General features: G+C 66.7%; 11 protein-coding genes and 1 riboswitch. Of the genes, 2 read left to right on the forward strand and 9 right to left on the reverse strand.

The window, feature by feature from the left end; all coding sequences use genetic code 11:
* Window positions 1-8 precede the first annotated feature (8 nt).
* The 3 genes from ACX9OW_RS14970 to ACX9OW_RS14980 form a co-directional block, all read right to left on the reverse strand.
* The gene (locus ACX9OW_RS14970; RefSeq protein ID WP_253119091.1) at window positions 9-1,415 is read right to left on the reverse strand and encodes a coniferyl aldehyde dehydrogenase; all 1,407 of its coding nucleotides are present in this window, start codon (window positions 1,413-1,415) and stop codon (window positions 9-11) included.
* Window positions 1,416-1,555: 140 nt separating this feature from the next.
* Complete coding sequence (locus tag ACX9OW_RS14975) at window positions 1,556-3,220, reverse strand: MFS transporter (RefSeq protein ID WP_053517700.1); 1,665 nt, start codon at window positions 3,218-3,220, stop codon at window positions 1,556-1,558.
* Between the two features lie 94 nt (window positions 3,221-3,314).
* Complete coding sequence (locus ACX9OW_RS14980) at window positions 3,315-4,736, reverse strand: DcaP family trimeric outer membrane transporter (protein WP_197571679.1); 1,422 nt, start codon at window positions 4,734-4,736, stop codon at window positions 3,315-3,317.
* A 245-nt stretch (window positions 4,737-4,981) separates the two neighbouring features.
* Here ACX9OW_RS14980 and acs point away from each other — a divergent pair, with 245 nt between their 5' ends.
* Together acs and ACX9OW_RS14990 are read left to right on the forward strand one after the other, a co-directional pair.
* Window positions 4,982-6,925: an acetate--CoA ligase gene (acs, locus tag ACX9OW_RS14985; protein WP_065181408.1), complete on the forward strand. Its 1,944-nt coding sequence runs from the start codon at window positions 4,982-4,984 to the stop codon at window positions 6,923-6,925.
* 94 nt (window positions 6,926-7,019) lie between these two features.
* Window positions 7,020-7,685 carry a response regulator transcription factor gene (locus ACX9OW_RS14990; protein WP_459062443.1) on the forward strand — a complete coding sequence of 222 codons (666 nt, stop codon included), beginning with the start codon at window positions 7,020-7,022 and terminating at the stop codon, window positions 7,683-7,685.
* Window positions 7,686-7,774: 89 nt separating this feature from the next.
* Here the strand turns inward: ACX9OW_RS14990 and ACX9OW_RS14995 are convergent, their stop codons facing one another.
* The 6 genes from ACX9OW_RS14995 to ACX9OW_RS15020 all read right to left on the reverse strand — a co-directional run bounded on the left by ACX9OW_RS14995 (window position 7,775) and on the right by ACX9OW_RS15020 (window position 20,779).
* The gene (locus ACX9OW_RS14995) at window positions 7,775-8,230 is read right to left on the reverse strand and encodes an REP-associated tyrosine transposase (protein ID WP_053517696.1); all 456 of its coding nucleotides are present in this window, start codon (window positions 8,228-8,230) and stop codon (window positions 7,775-7,777) included.
* Window positions 8,231-8,378: 148 nt separating this feature from the next.
* Window positions 8,379-8,954 carry a manganese efflux pump MntP gene (locus ACX9OW_RS15000; RefSeq protein WP_053517695.1) on the reverse strand — a complete coding sequence of 192 codons (576 nt, stop codon included), beginning with the start codon at window positions 8,952-8,954 and terminating at the stop codon, window positions 8,379-8,381.
* A gap of 88 nt (window positions 8,955-9,042) precedes the next feature.
* Window positions 9,043-9,132, reverse strand: a riboswitch (yybP-ykoY riboswitch).
* A gap of 138 nt (window positions 9,133-9,270) precedes the next feature.
* Window positions 9,271-12,729, reverse strand: coding sequence for a hybrid sensor histidine kinase/response regulator (locus ACX9OW_RS15005; RefSeq protein ID WP_053517694.1), 3,459 nt, complete (start codon window positions 12,727-12,729; stop codon window positions 9,271-9,273).
* A gap of 136 nt (window positions 12,730-12,865) precedes the next feature.
* The gene (locus ACX9OW_RS15010) at window positions 12,866-15,013 is read right to left on the reverse strand and encodes a S46 family peptidase (RefSeq protein WP_459062444.1); all 2,148 of its coding nucleotides are present in this window, start codon (window positions 15,011-15,013) and stop codon (window positions 12,866-12,868) included.
* Window positions 15,014-15,128: 115 nt separating this feature from the next.
* On the reverse strand, window positions 15,129-18,986 hold the full coding sequence (locus tag ACX9OW_RS15015) for a translocation/assembly module TamB domain-containing protein (RefSeq protein ID WP_346475345.1): 3,858 nt from the start codon (window positions 18,984-18,986) through the stop codon (window positions 15,129-15,131).
* Window positions 18,983-20,779 (reverse strand): autotransporter assembly complex protein TamA, encoded by a 1,797-nt coding sequence (locus tag ACX9OW_RS15020; RefSeq protein ID WP_053517726.1) that lies wholly within the window; start codon window positions 20,777-20,779, stop codon window positions 18,983-18,985. Before ACX9OW_RS15020 ends, ACX9OW_RS15015 begins: the two co-directional genes overlap by 4 nt.
* Window positions 20,780-20,786: the final 7 nt, after the last annotated feature.

Genomic DNA, 20,786 nt, shown 5'->3' on the forward strand with positions numbered 1-20,786 from the left:
GTGTGGCTTCACCGCAGCAGCAGCTTCAACATCCCCGCAATCTTCGAATACGGCGGCCGCAGCCTGTCGCTGGCCGCCCAGCGCGACTGCCACAGCACCGGCAACCGCTTGCTCATCGCATCGAACCCGGCGCGGCCGTGGTACGCGCCCATGCCGCTGGCGCCCACCCCGCCGAACGGTAGGCCATCGGCGGCGAAGTGCAGCAGCGTGTCGTTGACCGTCACTCCCCCGGCCACCACGTTGGCGAGAATGCGCTCCACGGTGGCGCGGTCGTGGCTGAAGGGATACAGCGCCAGCGGCCGGTCGCGGGAGAGAACGTCGACCAGCGCCGCATCCAGATCCGGGTAGGCGCGCACCGGCAGGATCGGCCCGAAGATCTCCTCGCGCATCAGGTCCAGATCGTCCGGCGGGTCCAGCACCACGGTCGGCACCAGCAGGCGCTCGCGGTCGGCGCGAGCCTCATCCACGTGCGCCAGCGGGATCACCGGCACCCCGCGTTGCCGCGCCTGTGCCAGATAGCCCTGCAGGCGCTGGTACTGGCCTTCGTTGATGATGCGCGTGTAGTCGCCGGCCTCGCTGAAGTCACCATAGCGCTCGCGTACCTGCTGCTGCAGCGCCTGCACGAACTCGCGCTGACGCGCGCTATCGATCAGCACGTAATCCGGCGCGATGCAGGTCTGGCCCGCGTTGAACCACTTGCCGGTGGCCAGCCGTGCGGCGGCTTTGTCCAGCGGGAAATCGCGGCAGACGATGGCCGGCGACTTGCCGCCCAGTTCCAAGGTAACCGGTACCAGATGCTCGGCTGCCGCTGCCATCACCTTGCGGCCCACGGCGGTGGAACCGGTGAACAGCAGATGGTCCAGTGGCAAAGAGGAGACCGCTGCGGCTACGTCGGCCCCGCCCTGCACCACCGCCACCCGATCGGGTGGGAACACACTGGCCAGCAGATCGGCCAGGAACGCGCTGGTGCGCGGCGTGTGTTCGGACGGCTTCAGCAGCACGTGGTTGCCAGCGGCGATAGCGGTCGCCAGCGGCACCAGGGCCAGCGTAACCGGGTAGTTCCACGGCGAGATCACCCCGACCACGCCCAGCGGCGTCGGCCGCAGCTGCGCGCGCGCCGGCCACAACTTCCATCCCGCCGATGCCCGCTGCGGCTTCGACCAGCGCCGCAGGTGGCGGCGCAGGTGGTCAATGGCCGACAGCACGCTCATGCCGTCGGCCAGCTTCGATTCAACGTGGGCGCGGTGGCCGAAGTCCTCGGCGATGGCCTGGGCCATTTCATCCAGACGCGGCTTCAGCGCCTCGCGCAGGCGGCGCAGGTCGGCTTCGCGCTGGTCCAGCGTGGGCCGCTGCGACTGCCAGGCGCTGCGAAGGGTGTGCAGGAGGGCGGGAAGGTCGGCTGGGGTGGTGGTCATGGGCCGACTATACGGCGTGCGGCACTGTCCGACGGGGTCAGATCCCTTTCGCGCGCGAAAGGGATCTGACCCCGGACGCCAGGAAACGAAAAGGCCGTGGTCTGCACCACGGCCTCTCCTTCATCCGGTGAACATCATTCCTACTTGGTGATATCCACGTCCTTGGTTTCACGCAGGAACAGGCCACCGATCACCACCGACATCAGCGCGATCGCGATCGGATACCACAGGCCGTAGTACAGGTTGCCGGTACCGGCCACCAGCGCGAAGGAGATCGCCGGCAGGAAGCCACCGAACCAGCCGTTGCCGATGTGATACGGCAGCGACATCGAGGTGTAGCGGATGCGGGTCGGGAACAGCTCGACCAGGTAGGCGGCGATCGGGCCGTAGACCATGGTCACGTACAGCACCAGCAGCCACAGCATGAAGATCGTGCCCGCAATGTTGATGCGCGCGCTGTCCGCCTTGGCCGGATAGCCGGCGGTGGTCAGGGCGGTCTTCAGTTCGGCACCGAACGCGTCGGCCTTGGCCTTGCCTTCGTCCTTGCTCAGTCCCGCCGCTTCATACGAGGTGACGCTAGCGCTGCCGACGTTGACGATCGCCAGCGAACCCGCCGCTGCCGGCTGCACGTCGTACGGCACGCCCGCCTTGGTCAACGCGGCGGTGGCCACGTCACAGGAGCTGGTGAACTTGCGCAGGCCGACCGGATCGAACTGGAACGAGCAGGTGGACGGATCGGCCACGACCAGGGCCGGCGAGCTGCTGCGGGCCTCTTCGATGGCCGGGTTGGCGAAGTGGGTCAGGCCCTTGAAGATCGGGATGTAGGTCACGGCAGCCAGCAGGCAGCCGGCGAGGATGATCTTCTTGCGGCCAATACGGTCGGACAGCCAGCCGAAGAAGATGAAGAACGGCACACCCAGCGCCAGTGCGGCTGCGATCAGCAGGTAGGAGGTGGTGGCGTCGACCTTCAGCATGCTGCTGAGGAAGAACAGCGCATAGAACTGGCCGCCGTACCAGACCACGGCCTGGCCGGCCGCTGCGCCGAGCAGGACCAGCAGCATCAGCTTCAGGTTGCCGCCCTTCAGGCTGTCACGGAACGGCGTCTTGGAGCCCTTGCCTTCCGACTTCATCTGCTGGAACAGCGGCGACTCACTCAGCTGCAGGCGGATCCACACCGAGATGCCCAGCAGCACGATGGACACCAGGAACGGAATGCGCCAGCCCCAGGCTTCAAATGCTTCATTGCCCAGGAAGTAGCGGCAGGCCAGGATGATCAGCAGCGACATGAACAGGCCCAGCGTGGCGGTGCACTGGATGAAGCTGGTGTACAGGCCACGCTTGTCGTCCGGGGCATGCTCGGCCACGTAGGTCGCCGCGCCGCCGTATTCGCCACCCATCGCCAGGCCCTGGGCCAGACGCAGGATGATCAGGATCACCGGCGCGGCAAAGCCGATCGAAGCGTAGTTGGGCAGCACACCGACCAGGAAGGTCGAGATGCCCATGATCAGGATGGTGACCAGGAAGGTGTACTTGCGGCCGATGCGGTCGCCGAGGCTGCCGAAGAAGGCCGCGCCGAACGGTCGCACGAAGAAGCCGGCGGCGAACGCCAGCAGGGCGAAGATCATGCCCGTGGTTTCATTGACACCGCTGAAGAACTGCTTGGCGATGATGGCGGCGAGCGAGCCGTACAGGAAGAAGTCATACCACTCGAAGACCGTACCCAGGCTCGAAGCGAAGATGACTTTCTTGTGGCCCTTGGTTAGGGTGCCCGCGGGATTGTGCGCGGTGCTGGGTGTGCTGGACATGAGACGCTTCCCCTCCGAAGCAATCGTTGTTGGTAGGTGCCGACCGTGGGTCGGCACTCAGTATCGGTAGCGGCCGACCTGGGTCGGCGCGCCGTCAGAAGCTGTACTTCGTGGTGAACTGCAGCCGGGTGATGTCACCCTTGTTGCCGTTCTCGATCTCGCGGCGGCCATACATCAGCTCGGCGCCGACATCGACCTTGGGCAACGGTGAATAGAAGATGTTGCCGCGGATGCTCTGCACGCTCTTGGTGACCAGCGGGCCCAGCACGCTGTCGTTGTCGTAGTCGCTGCGCGCATAGATCAGGTTGGTGCGCAGCTTCGGCGAGAACGCATGGCGCCAGCCCACGTAGCCGGCCAGAACGCCGGTCGGATTGAGCTCGTCGCGGGCGATGTCATAGGCCGAGTCGGCGGTGATGCCCAGGCCGATGTAACGCGCGATGCCCTCGCCTCCGGTGAACTGGTAATGCAGCGAATCGCTGTCGCCCATCACCCACTTGCCGCCCAGGGTCAGGCCGCCGGCAACCTTGTCGGCCTTGGCGCCGGTGGTCTGGTTGTCGACCTTCAGCTGGCGGACGATGCCGCCGACGCCGAAGGTGCCCCAGTCGCCCTTCCAGCCGTAACGCATCGTCAGATCAGGCAGGCTGCCGCGATCGGAGTTGGCGCTGGCGTTGGTCCAGGCGCCGGTGACCGGATTGCGGGTACCGGTAAGCGTGGTGGTTTCCGGGTTTTCCAGGGCAACGCTGAAGCCGCCGCTGGTGTAACGCACCTGTGCCTGGCGTACGAAGATCACACCGTCGGTCGGGCCGACGAAGTCGACCGCTTCCGGCAATGCGGCCGCGTCCATGAAGTTGGACCAGGTCTGGCCGGCGAGCCAGTTGTTCCAGTACATGTAGGCATGGCGCAGGGTGACGCCGTAGGTGTTGGTGGCGGTCTGGTTGCCGAGCGAGTTGCCGAAGAAGTCCATCTCGAAGAACGCGCCGGCCTTGTTGCCGGACTCGCTCACGTTGTCGATGCCCAGGTTGAAGCGCGAGAACTTTGCGTGGGCGTTGTAGTCGGTGCCCGAACGCCTGCCGTTTCCGCCGGCGCCTTCCACCGGGGTCTGGCCCGGCAGGTACAGCGAACGGCCGGTGGCATCGTCGGCCAGCTGGCCGTCGCTGGTCTGGGTCGCCAGGAAGTCAGCCTTGATGAAGCCACCGATCTTGACCGTGGTACCCGGTGCGGCACCCGGAGTGATGGTGGTGACCTGGATCGGCTGCTTGCCGGCCGGCACCGCCGGCTTCTGCTCGGACTGCACGGTGCGGACTTCGGTCACCGCCTGCTGGGTCTGGGCGATCTGGGTCTGCTGCTGTTGCTGCGAAGACAGCAGCAGCTGGACCTGGCGCTCCAGTTCGGCGATGCGTGATTCGAGTGCTTTCTCTTTGGCGGTCTCTGCGAACGCCATGCCCGGTGCGACCAGGGCGACCAGCAGGCAGGCCGCCAAAGGTGTGCGCACGGCTTTCAACGTACGGTGGCTCATGTTGCCCTCTCTCCCAAGTGGCAAGGTGATGCCGCGCGTGGGGCACGGTCGAGCCGAGACTGCGGGGCACATGCGCGCACCGGCTATTCGCCATTGGTCGAAGCCGGGCCCGCAGGGCGCTCACTTTCGACCATGGTCTAAGCACAGTGGTGACGCGGCCGGGGGTGGATGGGGCAAACTGAGGGGGATCGGTCGTTGCGATGCTGCGACCGCACATACAAAGTCAACGTGCAAGTGAGGGTGCCATGGCTGATATCTACCCCGTCGATCCGCAGTTCGCCGCCAAGGCACGCATCGACAAGACGTCCTACCAACAGCAGTACCAGGCTTCTGTGACCGACCCGGAGGGTTTCTGGGGCAAGGCCGCCGAGCGCCTGCAATGGATGCGCACGCCGACGAAGATCAAGAACGTCAGCTACGACCTGGCCGACTTCCACATCAAGTGGTTCGAGGACGGCGAGCTCAACGCCAGCGTCAACTGCCTTGACCGCCAGCTGGACAGCCGTGGCGACAAGACCGCCCTGCTGTTCGAGCCGGACAGCCCGGACGCACCGGCCCAGCACGTGACCTATCGCGAGCTGTACGAGCGCACCTGCCGGCTCGGCAATGCGCTGCGCAACCTGGGCGTCGGCAAGGGTGACCGGGTCACCATCTACCTGCCGATGATCGTCGATGCTGCCGTGGCCATGCTGGCCTGCGCGCGCATCGGTGCGATCCACTCGGTGGTGTTCGGTGGCTTCGCGCCGAACTCGATCGCCGATCGTGTCAGCGACTGCCAGAGCAAGCTCATCATCACCGCCGACGAGGGCCTGCGCGGTGGCCGCAAGGTTCCGCTGAAGGCCAACGTCGATGCAGCGCTGAAACTGCCGGGCACCAACACCGTGGAGACCGTGCTGGTGGTGCGCCACACCGGCGGCGCGGTGGACATGCAAGCCCCGCGCGACCGCTGGTTCCATGACGTCGTGGACAGCCAGCCCTCCACCTGCGAGCCGGAGCGCATGAACGCCGAGGATCCGCTGTTCATCCTCTACACGTCCGGTTCCACCGGCAAGCCGAAGGGCGTGCTCCACACCACCGGCGGTTATCTGCTGTACGCGGCATACACCCACGAAGCGGTGTTCGACCTGCGCGAGGACGACATCTACTGGTGCACCGCCGACGTCGGCTGGGTCACCGGCCACAGCTACATCGTGTACGGCCCGCTGGCCAACGGCGCGACCTCGCTGATGTTCGAGGGCGTGCCGAACTACCCGGACACCTCGCGTTTCTGGAACGTCATCGACAAGCACAAGGTGTCGATCTTCTACACCGCCCCGACCGCCATCCGTGCACTGATGCGCGAAGGCGAGGAGCCGGTGAAGAAGACCTCGCGCGCCTCGCTGCGCCTGCTCGGCAGCGTCGGCGAGCCGATCAATCCCGAGGCCTGGCGCTGGTACTACGAGGTGGTCGGCGACAGCCGCTGCCCGATCGTCGATACCTGGTGGCAGACCGAGACCGGCGGCATCCTGATTTCGCCGCTGGCCGGTGCGATGGACCTCAAGCCGGGGTCGGCCACCCTGCCCTTCTTCGGCGTACAGCCGGCGCTGGTGAATGCCGATGGCGAGATCCAGGACGGCCCGACCGAAGGCAATCTGATCATCCGTGATTCCTGGCCGGGCCAGATGCGCACGGTGTACGGCGACCACCAGCGCTTCATCGACACCTATTTCCGCACGTATCCGGGCAGCTACTTCACCGGCGACGGTTGCCGCCGCGACGAAGACGGCTACTACTGGATCACCGGCCGCGTGGACGATGTGATCAACGTGTCCGGCCACCGCATCGGCACCGCCGAGGTCGAAAGCGCGCTGGTCTCGCACCCGAAGGTGGCAGAAGCCGCCGTCGTCGGCTTCCCGCACGACGTCAAGGGCCAAGGCATCTATGCCTACGTCACCCTGGTGGCCGAGGAAGCGCCGAGCGAAGAGCTGCACAAGGAGCTGATCGCATGGGTGCGCAAGGAAATCGGGCCGATCGCCACCCCGGACCACCTGCAGTGGGCACCGGGCCTGCCCAAGACCCGCTCGGGCAAGATCATGCGCCGCATCCTGCGCAAGATTGCTGAAAACGCGCCGGACCAGCTCGGCGACACCTCGACCCTGGCCGATCCGTCGGTGGTGGCGTCACTGGTGGACGAACGCAAGGTACGCTGACGTACGACCCGGGGTCGGACCCCTTTCCGCAGGGAAAGGGCTCTGACCCCAGGGGCCTGGCCCCCGAACAGTTTCCCCACGGTTCCCCCCGACCATGACCACCCTCCTGATTGCAGATGACCACCCGCTGTTCCGCGAAGCCCTGCGTGGGGCCGTACAGCGGGTCATCCCCGGCGTGCAGCTGTTCGAGGCTGACAGCGTGGAAGCGCTGTATGCGCTGGCCGACCAGCACAACGATGCCGACCTGGTCCTGATGGACCTCAACATGCCGGGTGCACAGGGTTTCAACGCACTGGTGCACATGCGCTCGCTGCATCCTCACCTGCCGGTGGTGGTCGTCTCCGCGCGGGAGGAGCCCACGGTGATGCGCCGTGCGCTCGATCACGGTGCGCTGGGCTTCATTCCCAAGTCCGCCGACTCGGACACCATCGGTCATGCGCTGGGCACCATCCTCGACGGCGAGACGTGGGCCCCGCCGGAGGCACACAACGTGCCACCCACCGAGCGCGAGGAACGCGAGGTCGGCCAGCGCCTGCGCGAGCTGACGCCGCAGCAGTTCCGCGTGCTGCAGATGCTGGGCGCCGGCCGTCTGAACAAGCAGATCGCCTACGACCTCAACGTCTCCGAAGCGACGATCAAGGCACATGTGACCGCGATCCTGCGCAAGCTGGGCGTGACCAACCGCACCCAGGCGGTGCTGATGGCCGGCAAGCTGGCCATCGACGACGACGCGATCGTGCTGCCGCCGGAAGAAGACTGATCGTGCCGGGCTGCGGAGCCGTGCACGGGGTCTTGTGATGCCCTCGTAGAGCCGAGCCCGTGCTCGGCTGCTCTTCGCCTCAATGCCAATCATGCCTCAAGCGGCCATCGACTCCAGGCATAGGGGTACTCCGCGATACGGGTAGCCAACCCTGCACGCACGGGATTGGCCGCAATGTATCTCGCCTGCGTGTGCAGGCATTCATCACTGCGCAACGCATGGTCGTAGTACCCCGGCTGCCAGATCGGCACATTCGCATCAACGCGCGTGGCGATGGATCTTCCACTCCTGGACTTCAGGATCTGCATGCAGCCGGCCAGCGTGCCGGTACGCAACTCCATCAACCAATGCAGGTGGTCGGGCATGATCACCCAGCCCAGGGAGAAGGTACGACCGGTCCGCTCTACCGTGCGCAGGGCTTCGATCAGCAGCTCAACGTTGGCCTTGTCTATGAACCAGGGACGACGCGCGTGCGTTACCGTGGTAAGCGCATAGACATTGCCGGTATGCGACCAACGACCATAACGAAGTGCGGGACTGGCCATGCGAAGAGGCTATGGCACGCATGACAGCCTCTCCATCAGTGCAACACCGCAATGCCTGTCAGCCAACACCCTGACGTAGAGCCGAGCCCATGCTCGGCTGCTTCATACGCCAGCCGAGCATGGGCTCGGCTCTACAGGTAGCCCCTGCTCAGCCCACGCCGCGCAGGTGTTCGTACAGGATCGTCGCGCCGATGATCACCAGGATCGCGCCGCCAATGATCTCGGCACGCTTGCCAACCATGCTGCCCAGCACGCGGCCGAGCATGATGCCGACGGTGACCATTGTGAGCGTGCACAGGCCGATGACCGCCGCCATCACGCCGATATGGACATCCATGAACGCCAAGCCGATACCCACCGCCATCGCATCGATGCTGGTGGCGAATCCCGTCAGCGCCAGCTTCCAGAAGCCGTGGTGCTGCGACGGGTCTTCATCTTCTTCACCCTCATCCGGACGCAGACCGTTGTAGATCATGTGGATGCCCAGAGCGCCAAGCAGGCCGAAGGCGATCCAATGATCGAAGGCTTCGACGTACTGCAGGGCGGCGCGGCCGAGCAACCAGCCGATGATGGGCGTGATCGCCTCGATGACGCCGAAGATGATGCCGGCACGCAGTGCATCGCGGAACACCGGCTTGCGCATCGCCGCGCCCTTGCCGATCGCCGCGGCGAAGGCATCGGTGGACATGGCAAAGCCGATCAGGAGGATCGAAATGGGGGACATGTGTGCTTGCTGAGGTCGGGCTTGGACGGACGCACGGCCTGCGCTCGCGCCCAACCTGACGTTGCGCGCGCGGGCCGCTGGTCTCGCCAACCATCATGGTTGTCCACGCCACGGCGCACTGGCCGAGTATGTTGACGTGGACGATTCCTGCGTAGGAATCCGGCTACTCCCCAAGGGGACGCGAAGCTTAGCATCGCGATTCGCGCCTGGCACATTTCTGGTGAAACGCGCAGGCAGGGCTGGTTTGTATAGCGATGGCTATATCAGCACCGCACTGCGCGCGGAGCCGAGCATGGGCTCGGCTCTACAGTTGCCATCAGGCTTCGTTGCTGCCGGCGTCGCGCAGCGCGCCGAGGAAGGCGCGCAGCGAGGCCGGCTTGATCGGCTTGGTCAGCACCCGATAACCCCGCTCGCGCGCCATCCGCTTCAGCTCATCACGACCATCGGCAGTGAGCAGGGCACCGGGCAGCGGATATCCCGCCGCCTCGCGCAGTGCCACCAGCGCGTCCAGGCCATCCATGCGGTCATGCAGGTGGTAATCCACCAGCATCACCTGCGGGCGCTCGGCAATCTTTTCCAGCGCCTGATCGACGGTGGCGGCGGTGATCACCTGCACCTGCCAGCGACCCAGCAGCGCACGCATGCCGTCGAGGATTTCCTCGTCATTGTCCACGCACAGCACGCGCAGGCCGGCCAGCGAATCGCTGCGCACCGGCGTGGCGGCCACCTGGACCGCCGTGGCAGGCTCGGTGTAGCCCGGCAGAGGCGCCACGCGAGGCAGGATGATCGAGAACATCGACCCGCTGCCGACGCGGCTGCGTGCGTTGAGCCGATGGTCCAGCAGGCGCGAGATGCGCTGGCAGATCGACAGGCCCAGGCCCAGGCCCTGCTCGCCCCAGTCGAAGGGCTGCTGGTAGCGATGGAACTCATCGAAGATCTGCCGCATGTGATGCTCCGGGATGCCGGGGCCGGTATCCCACACCTGCAGTTCCACTTCCTCGCCCCGGTGGCGCACGGCCAGCACGATGCGGCCCTGCCGTGTATAGCGCAGCGCGTTGGCCAGGAAGTTCTGCAGCACGCGCCGCAGCAGGCGCCGGTCGCTGCGCACCCATGCCGGGCGCGCGAACAGATCCAGGCGCAGGCCACGGCCGGCGGCAACCGGCGTGTACTGTGCGGCCAGCTCGCGCATCAGCGCGCTGACGTCGAACTCGCCGATGACCGGATGCAACCCACCTGCATCCAGCCGCGATACGTCCAGCAGGCCATCCAGCAGCTCCTCGGCCGCGCGAAGCGAGGCATCCACGCGCTCGGCCAGATGCTTCTGCTCGTCGCTCACATGAACGCTGTCACGCAGCGCCGAAGCGAACAGGCGCGCGGCATTGAGCGGCTGCAGCACGTCATGGCTGATCGCGGCCAGGAAGCGGGTCTTCGACTGCTGGGCGGCTTCAGCTTCGTGGGAGCGCTCGGCGACGCGCTGTTCCAGCGTTTCGTTGGCTTCCAGCAGCGCCTTCTCGGCGTGCTTGTAATCGGTGATGTCGTTGTAGCTGGTCACATAGCCGCCGCCAGGCAAGGCCTGGCCACGCATCTCGATCACCTTGCCGTCGCTGCGCGTGCGCTCGAACACGTGCGGTGAACCGGCGCGCATGTAGCCGATGCGGCGGTTGATCTGCACCTCGATGTCGCCCTCGCCCAGCTCGCCCCGTTCGGCGTTGTAGCGGATCAGGTCGGCCACCGGGCGGCCCACGTACAGCATGCCGTCGGGGTAGCCGAACATGTCCTGGTAGCGGCGGTTCCACGCCGTCAGGCGCATGTCCGGATCGACCACGCTGACACCTGCACTGATGTTCTCCAGCGTGGTGGACAGGATCTCGCGGTTGAAGCGCAGTTCCTGCCCGGCTTCGTCCAGCACCGCCACCACCTCACCCAGGTCCATGCCGGAACCGCGCAGCAGGCTGGTCAGGAGCAGGCGCGCGGAGGCGGCACCGATCGACGCGGCCAGCAGGCGCTCGGTGAACTGCACCCAGGGCCGGTCGGCCGGCGCGGAAGACTGCAGTTCGCGGCCCAGCGACTGCGCCTGCTCGAAGAACGAACGCCGCGCATGACGCTCGCCCACCACGCGCGAGGCCAGCGCCAGCAGGTCGCCCACATGCACGTGGCCGGGCCAACCGCCGGCGACCGAGGGGCGCTCGGCGTACGGATCGAGGAAGGGCGCAGCACGCAGTCGCTCGTCCACCCCCGGCCGCCAGCGTGCGGACACCAGCATCATCGTTGCTGCATTGACCAGCAACGACCAGAAGGTACCGTGGGTCAGCGGATCCCAGCCGGTCATGCCGAACAGCTGCTGCGGGCGCAGCCATTCGATGCCGAACGGGCCCTGCTGGACCCAGCCGGCGTCGACCCATCCCGCCATGGTCATCGCCGGCAGCAACAGGGTATAGAGCCAGGTGGCGAAGCCGAGCAGCATGCCGGTTTCCACGCCGCGGCGGCTGGCGCCACGCCAGTACAGGCCGCCGATCAGGCCCGGTGCGAACTGCGCTACTGCGGCGAACGCCATCAGGCCGTAGGACGCCAGGGTGCTGTCGTTGCTGCTGCTGCGGTAGTAGCTGTACGCCATCAACGCGAGCAGCAGGATCGCCAGGCGGCGGATCCACAGCACGCGTGAAGCCACGTCGGCTGCTTCCTGGTGATCGCCACTGCGGCGCAGCAGCACCGGCATCACCAGATCATTGCTGACCATGGTGGCCAGCGCGATGGACGAGACGATGACCATGCCGGTGGCGGCAGAGAAGCCACCCACATAGGCGACCAGCGCCAGCGCGTTGCGGCCCTCGGCCAGCGGCAGCGCCAGCACCATCGCATCGTCGGCGACGCTGCCGCCGGTGCCGAACAATGTGACGCCCGCGGTGGCGATGGGCAGCACCATCGCCGAGATCAGCACCAGGTAACCACCGAACATCCAGCGTGCACGGCGCACGTCGCGTACATCGCCACATTCCACCACCGCGACATGGAACTGGCGCGGCAGGCAGACGATGGCGAGGAAACTGAGCAGGGTCTGCGAAATGAATCCCACCGGCGGCAATCCGGTGAACAGCGTATGCACCGACTCGACCACCGCATCGGTGCGGTCGGTCAGCCACACATAGGCGAATACGCCAACGGCGAGCATCGCCAGCAGCTTGATCACCGATTCCAGCGCGATCGCCAGCATCATGCCGTGGTGATGCTCGGTGGCATCCACCTGGCGCGTGCCGAACAGCGTGGCGAACAGGGCCATCAGCAGGGCGACATACAGTGCGGGATCGCTGAAGAAGCCGGTCGGGCCGGTGTTGCCGGTCAGCACCTGCAGGCTCATCGCCACCGCTTTGTACTGCAGGGCCAGGTAGGGAACGATGCCGATCAGGGCGATGATCGCCACCAGCGCGGCCAGGCGCCGCGAGCGGCCGAAGCGCGAGGAGATGAAATCGGCGATGGACACCACGTTCTGGCTGCGGGCGATCAGGGCCAGGCGCTCGATGATGCGCCAGCCGAACAGCAGCAGCAGCAGCGGCCCGATGTAGATCGGCAGGTAGCCGATCCCGTTGCGCACGGCGGTGCCCACCGCGCCATAGAAGGTCCAGGACGAGCAGTACACGGCCAGCGCCAGGCTGTAGACCACCGGCCGCAGCCAGGGCCGGTCCGGGTACATCGGCCGACGGTCGCCCCACCATGCCACGCCGAACAGCAGTGCGGCATAGGCAACCGAGACCAGCAGCAGGATCCAGCTGGAGACCACGCGCGCGTTTCCGTCAGAGGAACCCGCAGTGTAGGCCAGAGGCGGCCAGACGTACGGGCTCGTTGGGGGCAACACCCCCCCACCGGCGTGGGGGGCCTACGCGGTGCGGGCCACGACCGGGGTCGTGGCCGGCGACTTACTGGGCCGGAACGCCCATTTCCTTCAACAGTTCCGGCGCCGGGTAGACCTTGGCCAACAGCCAGCGCAGATAGCGCATGTCCACGTGAACGGCGCGCTTGTAGCGCGGATCGAACCACCAGCTGGCACTGACCGATTCCCAGTTGCTGTCGAAGTTCAGGCCAATCAGTTCACCCTTGGCATTGAGCACGGGCGATCCCGAGTTGCCGCCGGTGGTATCGAGGTTGGTCAGGAAGTTGACGGTCTGTGTCTTCAGGGCCGGATCGGCCGTGCTGCCGAAATCACCCTTGGCGATGGCGGCCAGCAGCGGAGCCGGCGCATCGAAGGGATAGGCGTTGTTGTTCTTCTCGACGATACCGGCCACCGTGGTCACCGGCGAGTAGGTCACGCCGTCACGCGGGTGAAGTGCCTCGACCTTGCCGTAGCTGATGCGCAGGGTACGGTTGGCATCCGGGTACACCGCGCGGCCCTGCTTGGCACGCCAGGCGAACAGCGCCTGCATGTAGGCCGGGCGCAGGCGCAGCTGCTCGCCTTCGCGGGTCTTGCTCTCGTTCTCGATGCGCAGCTGCGCCGCCACCAGCGGCGCGGCCACTGCGATCAGCGGATCGGGTGCCAGGGCCTTGCCTTCGCGCGCAGCGGCGAAGCGCGAGAGACGCTGCGCCTCGTCGCCCAGCCGGGTGCTGGCGTAAAGCGTGTCCAGCGCCTGCGCCAGTTGCGCCGGGGTGCGGCCGAAGGCGGCATCGAACTCGGCCACGCGCTGCGCGTCCGGCAACTGCTGGTATCGCGTAAGCAGGGTGGTCAGCAGCGCCTTTTCGACCTCCGCTGCATACCGACGCTGCACCTGCTTGAGTACGCCCTCGATCATCGCCTGGTCGCGCTGCTGGTAACCGCTTTCGCGCTGTGCATCCGGCTTGGCCGACTCGATGCGCAGGCGTTCCAGCAGCAGCGCCGAGCGCAGCAGCTGGCTCTGGTTGGCCATCTGCTCCAGCAGCAGGTCGCGCTCACCCACCGCCGCACCCTGCGAGAGATTGGCCAGCAACGCCTGGATGTCACTCCGGTACCGGCGGTCGGTGGCCGCCAGCATGGCCGACTCGTCGGCAGCGCGCTGCGCCTTGGCATCGCTGCGCAGCAGGCCTTCCAGCTCACCGGCGGCGCGCTTGCGGTTGTTCTTCAGCGACTGCAGCTGCGAAGCGTAACGGGTACGCGCCTGCGCGTCCTTGGCAGTTGCCACCTCGATGGTGTCGATCATCTGCTGGAACACCGATACCCGGCGCGGCAACACCGCATCGACCTGGCTGGCGAACTCGGCCGCGGTTCGGTGGCGGTAGGTGATGCCCGGGTAACCGGCCAGCATCGCGTAATCACCCTCCTTCGGACCTTCAACGGACATCTTCAGGTGCGCCGGTGGCTGATAGGGCACGTTGTCCTTGCTGTACGCGGCCGGCTTGCCATCCTTGCCGACATAGGCACGCAGCAGAGTGAAATCGCCGGTATGGCGCGGCCACATGAAATTGTCGATCTCGTCGCCATAGTTGCCGATCGCACGCGGCGGCGCGTAGACCAGGCGCACATCGCTCAGTTCCAGCTGGGCGATGCGGTAGAAATCGGTGCCGTAGTACATGTTGGCCACCGAGCAGCGCACGCTGCCGTCCTTCTCGCACTCCGCCACGATCTGCTTGCTGGCCGCATCGACCGCATCGAAGTACGCACGGCCGGTCTTGCCGCGGGCATTGGCCAGCACCTGATCGGTCACCTTGTCGAAACCAACGGTGACCAGCACGCGGAAGTCCGGATTGGCCGGCCGCTCGTCGGCGCGCCCCTGGGCGATGAAGCCGTTGTCGATCAGGTTGTGCTCGGGCGAACTGTTGTACTGGATCACGCCCATCGCCACATGGTGGTTGGTCAGCAGCAGTCCGTCGGCGGAAACGAACGAACCGGTGCCGCCGCCGGCCCGCACCACGGCGCTCAGCGGCGGTGCGGTGACGTTGGCAAGGTCGGCCGGATCGCCCTTGAAGCCCGCTGCGCGCAGCGGCTTGGCCAGCTCCGGCAGCTGGGTCGGCATCCACATGCCTTCATCGGCATGGGCGCCCGCAGCGAGGGTGAGGCCCAGGGCCAGGGCGGCAGGAAGGGTTTTGCGTGGCGACATGAGGCGATCCGGTACGACAGAACAGCCCGGGACCATAGCCGCTGGGGCCGGCAGGGGCAACGGCCGATGGTTGGGGGCCGGGCGCGGCCCGGCGCTACCGGTCGATGGCGGCGGGTTACTTCTCCCGCCGCCAGTTGATCGAGCCGCGGTTTTCCACCGTGCTCGACTCCACTTCCACGTCGAAACCGCGGCGCAGCAGATACTTCAGGGTGATCACCGAACCGGCGCCGACCAGCGATACGCCATAGCCCACATACAGCTTGGGCGAGATGTACTTGCCCACGCCGATCACCGATCCGCCCAGCGCGCGCGACTGGCTCACGCCCGCATCGTCCAGGCCCAGCTTGGCCCCCAGCTGCGATGCCAGCAGGCCGCTGCCGGCCGACAGTGCGGCCGAGGCTGCATTGACCTGCTGGGCCTGGTCGCTGCTGGCACCGGTGAGGCTGCGGCCCAGCACCAGATAGGCCAGCGCTTCGGACTGCGACATCGCCGGGTCGGACCACACGTCCGCACGCGGCTGCTGTGCACGGCCGGTCACGTCGATGCCAGCAGTGACATCACCGATCCGGCGCTCGGCGCGGATGTTGATGCGCGGGTCGGATACGGCGTTGTAGTTCCAGTTGAGGTTGCCGCGGGTGATGGTCAGGTCCTGGCCATAGGCCTTGTAGCGGCCACTAACCTCCAGCCCGCCATTGGCGGTCATCTCGCGACCGGGCTTGGCCCAGACCTGCATCTTGCCGGTCAGCGCGCCCTTCAGGCCGAAGCCGGTCATCTTCACCTTGTCGCCCAGGCTGACGGTCAGGTCCATGTCCAGCGGCGAGGTGCGCGATTCCTCCGGATCGGCCGGGTCCAGCACCACCACGTCCTCGGAAACCGACGTCCCGCGATCCAGCCGCTCAAGATCGATGTCCGCCTCCGGCACATGCACGGTGCCACGCAGCTCCATCGCGGCCTTGGCCAGGGTGAAGTCTAGATTGGGGTTGGCGACGATGCGCAGTTCGCTGGTATTGGACACCAGCACGTTCTCGCCGTGGATCTTCAGCTGCAGCGGCTGCGCATCACCGAACCAGGACAGGCCGCCATCGACATACAGCGTGCCCTGGCCCGAGTTGGCCTGCGCGGTGATCTTGGCCGAGCCGTCGGGCTGGGCGACGAAGCTGCCCTTGCCCTGGTCGAACGTCAGCCCCAGCGCGGGGAATTCGCCCTTGAAATTGCTCAGCTGCGCGTCGCCGCCCAGCGACGGCTGGCCACGGGTACCGCGCAGGCTCACGTGGCCCTCGATCAGGCCGGTCGGGCGCACGATGTCCGGCGAGAACAGCTCCAGCCAGTACAGCCGCGACATGTTGAGGTAGAGCTCACCGTTCAACGGCGCGCTGGCTTCCCAGCCGGTCTGCATCCTGGCATCGACGAAGCCGTTGCCCTGGAAGCCCATGCCCAGATAGCCCTTGATGCTGGCCGGGGTCATGTCCAGCTTCAGCGAGAACTGGTCATAACGCACCAGTTCGCCCCGGGTGCTGTCGCCACCGACGTTGCGGTTCTCGCCCAGGCGCACCCCGCCCTCCAGCGAACGCACTTCGACGTGTCCTTCCCACGCATTGCCGCGCGGCCGGATCTGCGCATCCAGACCGAGCTCGCCGCGCAGGTAGATGCGACGTCCGGACTGCGGCGGCAGCCACGGCTGCACCAGTGCCAGCGGCAACGCATCGCCGCGCACCACCAGGCCCTCGCGCGGCCAGTTCGCCTGCGCACAGAGCGCCCCGCTGCTGGCGGCAGCCAGGCAGGCCTCGGCCAGCGTGTAGCTGCCATTGTTGATGGCGAAGGCGGCCGGCGCGCGCAGCGCCCAGGCATCGCCCTTCACCGGTGCGATACGCAGCGAAGCCAGTTCGCCCCGCCATTGCTGGCCCTGCTGGCGCAGGCTGCCCTGCAGGTCGATCGCGCCCAGTTCGTTGCGGGTCTGTGCCGCCAGGCGCAGGTTCGACACGCTGCCCTGCGCATCGATGTTCAACCGTTCCAGCAGCATGCCGGCGTTGACCTGCTGTCCCTGCACGGCCAGCGTGCCGCTGTCGCCACGCCACGGCAGTCGCCCCTTGATGCTCAGGCTCTCGGCGCCATAGCCGTCCCAGTTGAGGTTGTTGCCGACCAGGTCCGCGGTGATGTCCGGTGCGTCACGCGGGCCGGTCACCTGTACCTGCCCGCGCAGGCCGCCATCGGCGCCAGGCAGCAGGTCGCTCAGCTGCAGCGGTTCGAAACGTGCGTCGATGTCCAGGCGGTCGCCCACCTTGCCCGAGGCGGTGACCCGGCTGCTGCCGACGGCCAGCTTCAGCTCGCCCTGGCCCTGTTCGCCCTGCAGCGCGAACTTGCCCTGCGCATCAAGGTTGCGCTGACGCAGCACGCCCTTCAGCGACGGCAGATCGACCGTGGCTTCCAGCGTGCCGGCAGTACCCGGCGGGGCATTTGCCGGCGGCGGCAGCTGGCGGCCCTTGGACGCCAAATTGCCCGACAGCCGGCCATTCCATCCAGGCACGAAATAGCCCGGATCGAAGTCCTTCAATGTGGCCTTGGCATCCCAGTCCAGCTGCGGGGCCCATGCCACCTGGCCCTCCACCTGCAACTGCCCGCCGGGCGTCTGCGCCTGCAGCTCGCGGATCGAGGCCGCCTGGTCGTTGCCGCGCACGTCGAAACGCAGCTGCGCCTTCTGCTGCTCACGCTCCACGTCGGCACGACCGATCGCAGCCCATGCCTTCAGCGTCCCTGCCAGGCCGAAGCGGGCTTCCTTCAGTGTCACCGGTACGGGCGGACCACCGACGGTGTTCGGATCCTCCGCCGGCACCCAGGTCAGATCATGGGCGATGACCGAGAAATCGAGTTTCTGCTGGTCTTCCTGGCTGAAATCAGCGGTACCTTCCAGGCGTGCCTCGCCCCCCAGTCCCTTCACCACCAGCGGCGAGACCTTCAGCACCTGGTCCTGCAGCGAGATGACCGAGGGCGCCAGCTCCAGCGCCTGCTCGCCCTGCTTCACCGTGCCGCGCAGCTGGGCGTTGCCGCCCTTGCCGGTGGCGCTGAAATCCAGCGCGAGTGGCGCGATGGCCGAACCCGCGAGCGCTGGCGACAGCAGAGCCGGGTCCAGTTCGTCGCTGCGCACGGTCGCGCTCCAGCTCGGATCGGTCCGCCCGTCAAACACCAGCATCGCATGCAGCGGTTTGGGCGCGCGCCCGGCCACGGCCACTTCCATGTGCGCCAGATTGCCCCGTGCAACCAGGCCGAGCGTGGCGGCCGTGCGCCCACGCGGCGCCGGCAGCACCGCGGTGACGGTCACGTCGGTGTCGTAGTCCTTGGCCGGGATGTAGCGGCCCTGGGCGGTGAAGTTGCCCATATCGCTGTCCACGACCAGCGCGCGCGCCTGGAATTCGCCGTTGGCGATTTCCACGCCGCCGCGCACGCGGCTGATGTCGATCACCGGTTCACCGGCCTGGGTCACCCGGAAACCGTCGATGGCGATGGCGTCGGCCTGGATGGCCAGCGGCATCTCGATCTGCGGCAGCGAGTCCGGCCACGACGGCAGCTTGAACGGCTCCTCGCTCTTGGCCAGGTTCAGCGAGGCATTGGTCAGTTCCAGCCTGTCGAGCAGCAGTTTGCGGCCCAGCAGCGGGCGCAGGTCCGGCTCCAGGTACGCGCGCTCGGCATGGAAGTGGATGTCGTCATAGCGGAAGTCGACGTTGTGGAGCGTCAGCGGGCCGGCCACCGGTCCTTCCACCTTGTCCCAGGTGAAGCTGGCACCCACCGGCAGGCGCGCGACCACCTGCGCCAGCAGCACGTCACGGCCGGCCACGGTCTGCAGCAGCCAGTACAGCAGCAGCAGGCCGAGCAGGACCAGACCCAGCACGCCCACGCCGGACCATGCCCAGAAGCGGCGGCGGCGATAGAAGCGCACGCGCGGCGGCGGTGTTCCCGGGGTCTGTGCGGGCGTGCTCACAGGTCCGCTCCGATATTCAGATACAGCTGGAACTGCGAATCCGGGTTGTTCAGGCCGTGGGCCACGTCGATGCGCACCGGGCCCACCGGCGACTTCCAGCGCACGCCGAAGCCCACACCGGTATGCAGGTCGATGGTGTTGTCGAAGGCACTGCCGGTATCGACGAATACCGCCGCACCCCAGGGGCCACCGTTGAAGTAGTGCTCGTACTCGGCCGAGCCGATCACCAGGTTCTTGGCACCCAGCGCGTACTTGTCCGGCGCGGGCGTGCGCGGGCCCACCTCGCGGTAGGCATAGCCACGGATGCTGCGGTCACCGCCAGCGAAGTAGCGCAGGCTGGGTGGCATCGCCACCAGATCGCTGGTCCAGGTGGTGCCCCCCTCGCCACGCAGGATCAGGCGGTTGCTTTCGCCCACCGGAACGTACCAGCGAAGCACGGCATTGGCCTGCACGAAGCTGGTATCGGAACCGGCGCCTTCAACGCCCGCGCGCACGGTGGCCGTGCCGCTGATGCCTTTGCGCGGGAACATCTCGTCATCGACATTGACGTAGTCGGCCACCAGCTGCGGATAGACCAGCGTGGAGGTGTTGTAGACCGCGTCGGTGAACTCGGTACCCGATGCATAGCGCCAGCGCTCGCGCAGCGCGTTGACCGACGCGATCGCGGTCCAGTATTCGTTGATCTCGCCGCTGCGGCTGGCGATCAGCTTGAAGTTGCGCAGGTCGATGTAGTCGGTCTGCTCGTCGTAGGCGCTGGCGGCGAAGGTATACCAGCCATCAAGCCAGGCGAACGCGGGAATCCGGTAGCTGGTCACCAGGCTCTTGCGCTTCTGCGCATAGTCCAGCTGGGTGTTCATCTTGTGGCCGCGGTTGTTGAGGAACCGCCGCTCGACACCGCCGCGTACACCGGGACCACTCTCGCTGCCGTAGCTCAGGCCCGCGGTGTAGATCGTGCGCTTGGCACGGGTCAGCTTGACGTCGACCGGCACCTCACCATTGTCGTCGGCCTGGTCCGGCCGCGGCTGGATGTCGATCACGCTGAAGTAGTCGAGCTTGGTCAGCGACTCGCGCAGCCGGTCCAGCTTGCCTTCGTGGTAGTAGCTGCCCTGTTCCCAGTACACCAGCGGATCGAACAGCTTGTCGACGAAGTAATCCTGCTCGAACCGGACCGGGCCCATGTTGTAGCGGCGGCCGCTGTCCCAGGTCAGGTCGATGTCCGCGGCGTTGTCGGCGCGGGTGATCTGTACCTGGCGCTGGGTGTAATCGGCATCGAAGTAGCCACGCTCGGCCAGGCGGCGGGTGATGGTGATCTTGCTGGCTTCGTACTGGGTATGTTCGAAACGCTGGCCCTTGCGCGGCTTGAAGGCGGTCAGGTCATCCTGCAGGTACTGGTCGTACATGGCCGGGCCGGTGATGTCGATGTGCTCGCGCCGCACCGTCACCGGCGTGCCCTTGTCGACGTGGATCAGCACCTGCACATGCTCGTCCTGGCGCGGCGCCTCCACCGTGATCACCGGGTTGTAGTACCCGAACGGCTCCAACGCCTGCCGGGTCTGCCGCTCGGCCTGTGACAGCAGGTACTCCAGCCGCGATTCACCCTGCTCCTTGCCGATCGTGTCGTACAGCGTGAGCGATTCCTGGATGTTCTCGATGATCGCGGCGTCGTCGCCCTTGTCCAATCCCTTGATGTCCACCTTGTCGATGGTGCCGCGCGCGTGGGCCACGGGGGTGGCGACCAGCGACAGGACCATCAGCGGCAGGGCGTATTTCTTTGGCTGCATGCGGCACAGCATACCGACC

Source organism: Stenotrophomonas genospecies 5 (assembly GCF_054473825.1).

What these genes read in the sequence shown, in the direction of transcription:
- ACX9OW_RS15000 (WP_053517695.1), bottom strand. Translation starts at nt 8,954, where the DNA reads ATGTCCCCCATTTCGATCCTCCTGATCGGCTTTGCCATGTCCACCGAT.
- ACX9OW_RS15020 (WP_053517726.1), bottom strand. Translation starts at nt 20,779, where the DNA reads ATGCTGTGCCGCATGCAGCCAAAGAAATACGCCCTGCCGCTGATGGTC.
- ACX9OW_RS14970 (WP_253119091.1), bottom strand. Translation starts at nt 1,415, where the DNA reads ATGACCACCACCCCAGCCGACCTTCCCGCCCTCCTGCACACCCTTCGC.
- ACX9OW_RS14975 (WP_053517700.1), bottom strand. Translation starts at nt 3,220, where the DNA reads ATGTCCAGCACACCCAGCACCGCGCACAATCCCGCGGGCACCCTAACC.
- acs (WP_065181408.1), top strand. Translation starts at nt 4,982, where the DNA reads ATGGCTGATATCTACCCCGTCGATCCGCAGTTCGCCGCCAAGGCACGC.
- ACX9OW_RS14980 (WP_197571679.1), bottom strand. Translation starts at nt 4,736, where the DNA reads ATGAGCCACCGTACGTTGAAAGCCGTGCGCACACCTTTGGCGGCCTGC.
- ACX9OW_RS14990 (WP_459062443.1), top strand. Translation starts at nt 7,020, where the DNA reads ATGACCACCCTCCTGATTGCAGATGACCACCCGCTGTTCCGCGAAGCC.
- ACX9OW_RS14995 (WP_053517696.1), bottom strand. Translation starts at nt 8,230, where the DNA reads ATGGCCAGTCCCGCACTTCGTTATGGTCGTTGGTCGCATACCGGCAAT.
- ACX9OW_RS15010 (WP_459062444.1), bottom strand. Translation starts at nt 15,013, where the DNA reads ATGTCGCCACGCAAAACCCTTCCTGCCGCCCTGGCCCTGGGCCTCACC.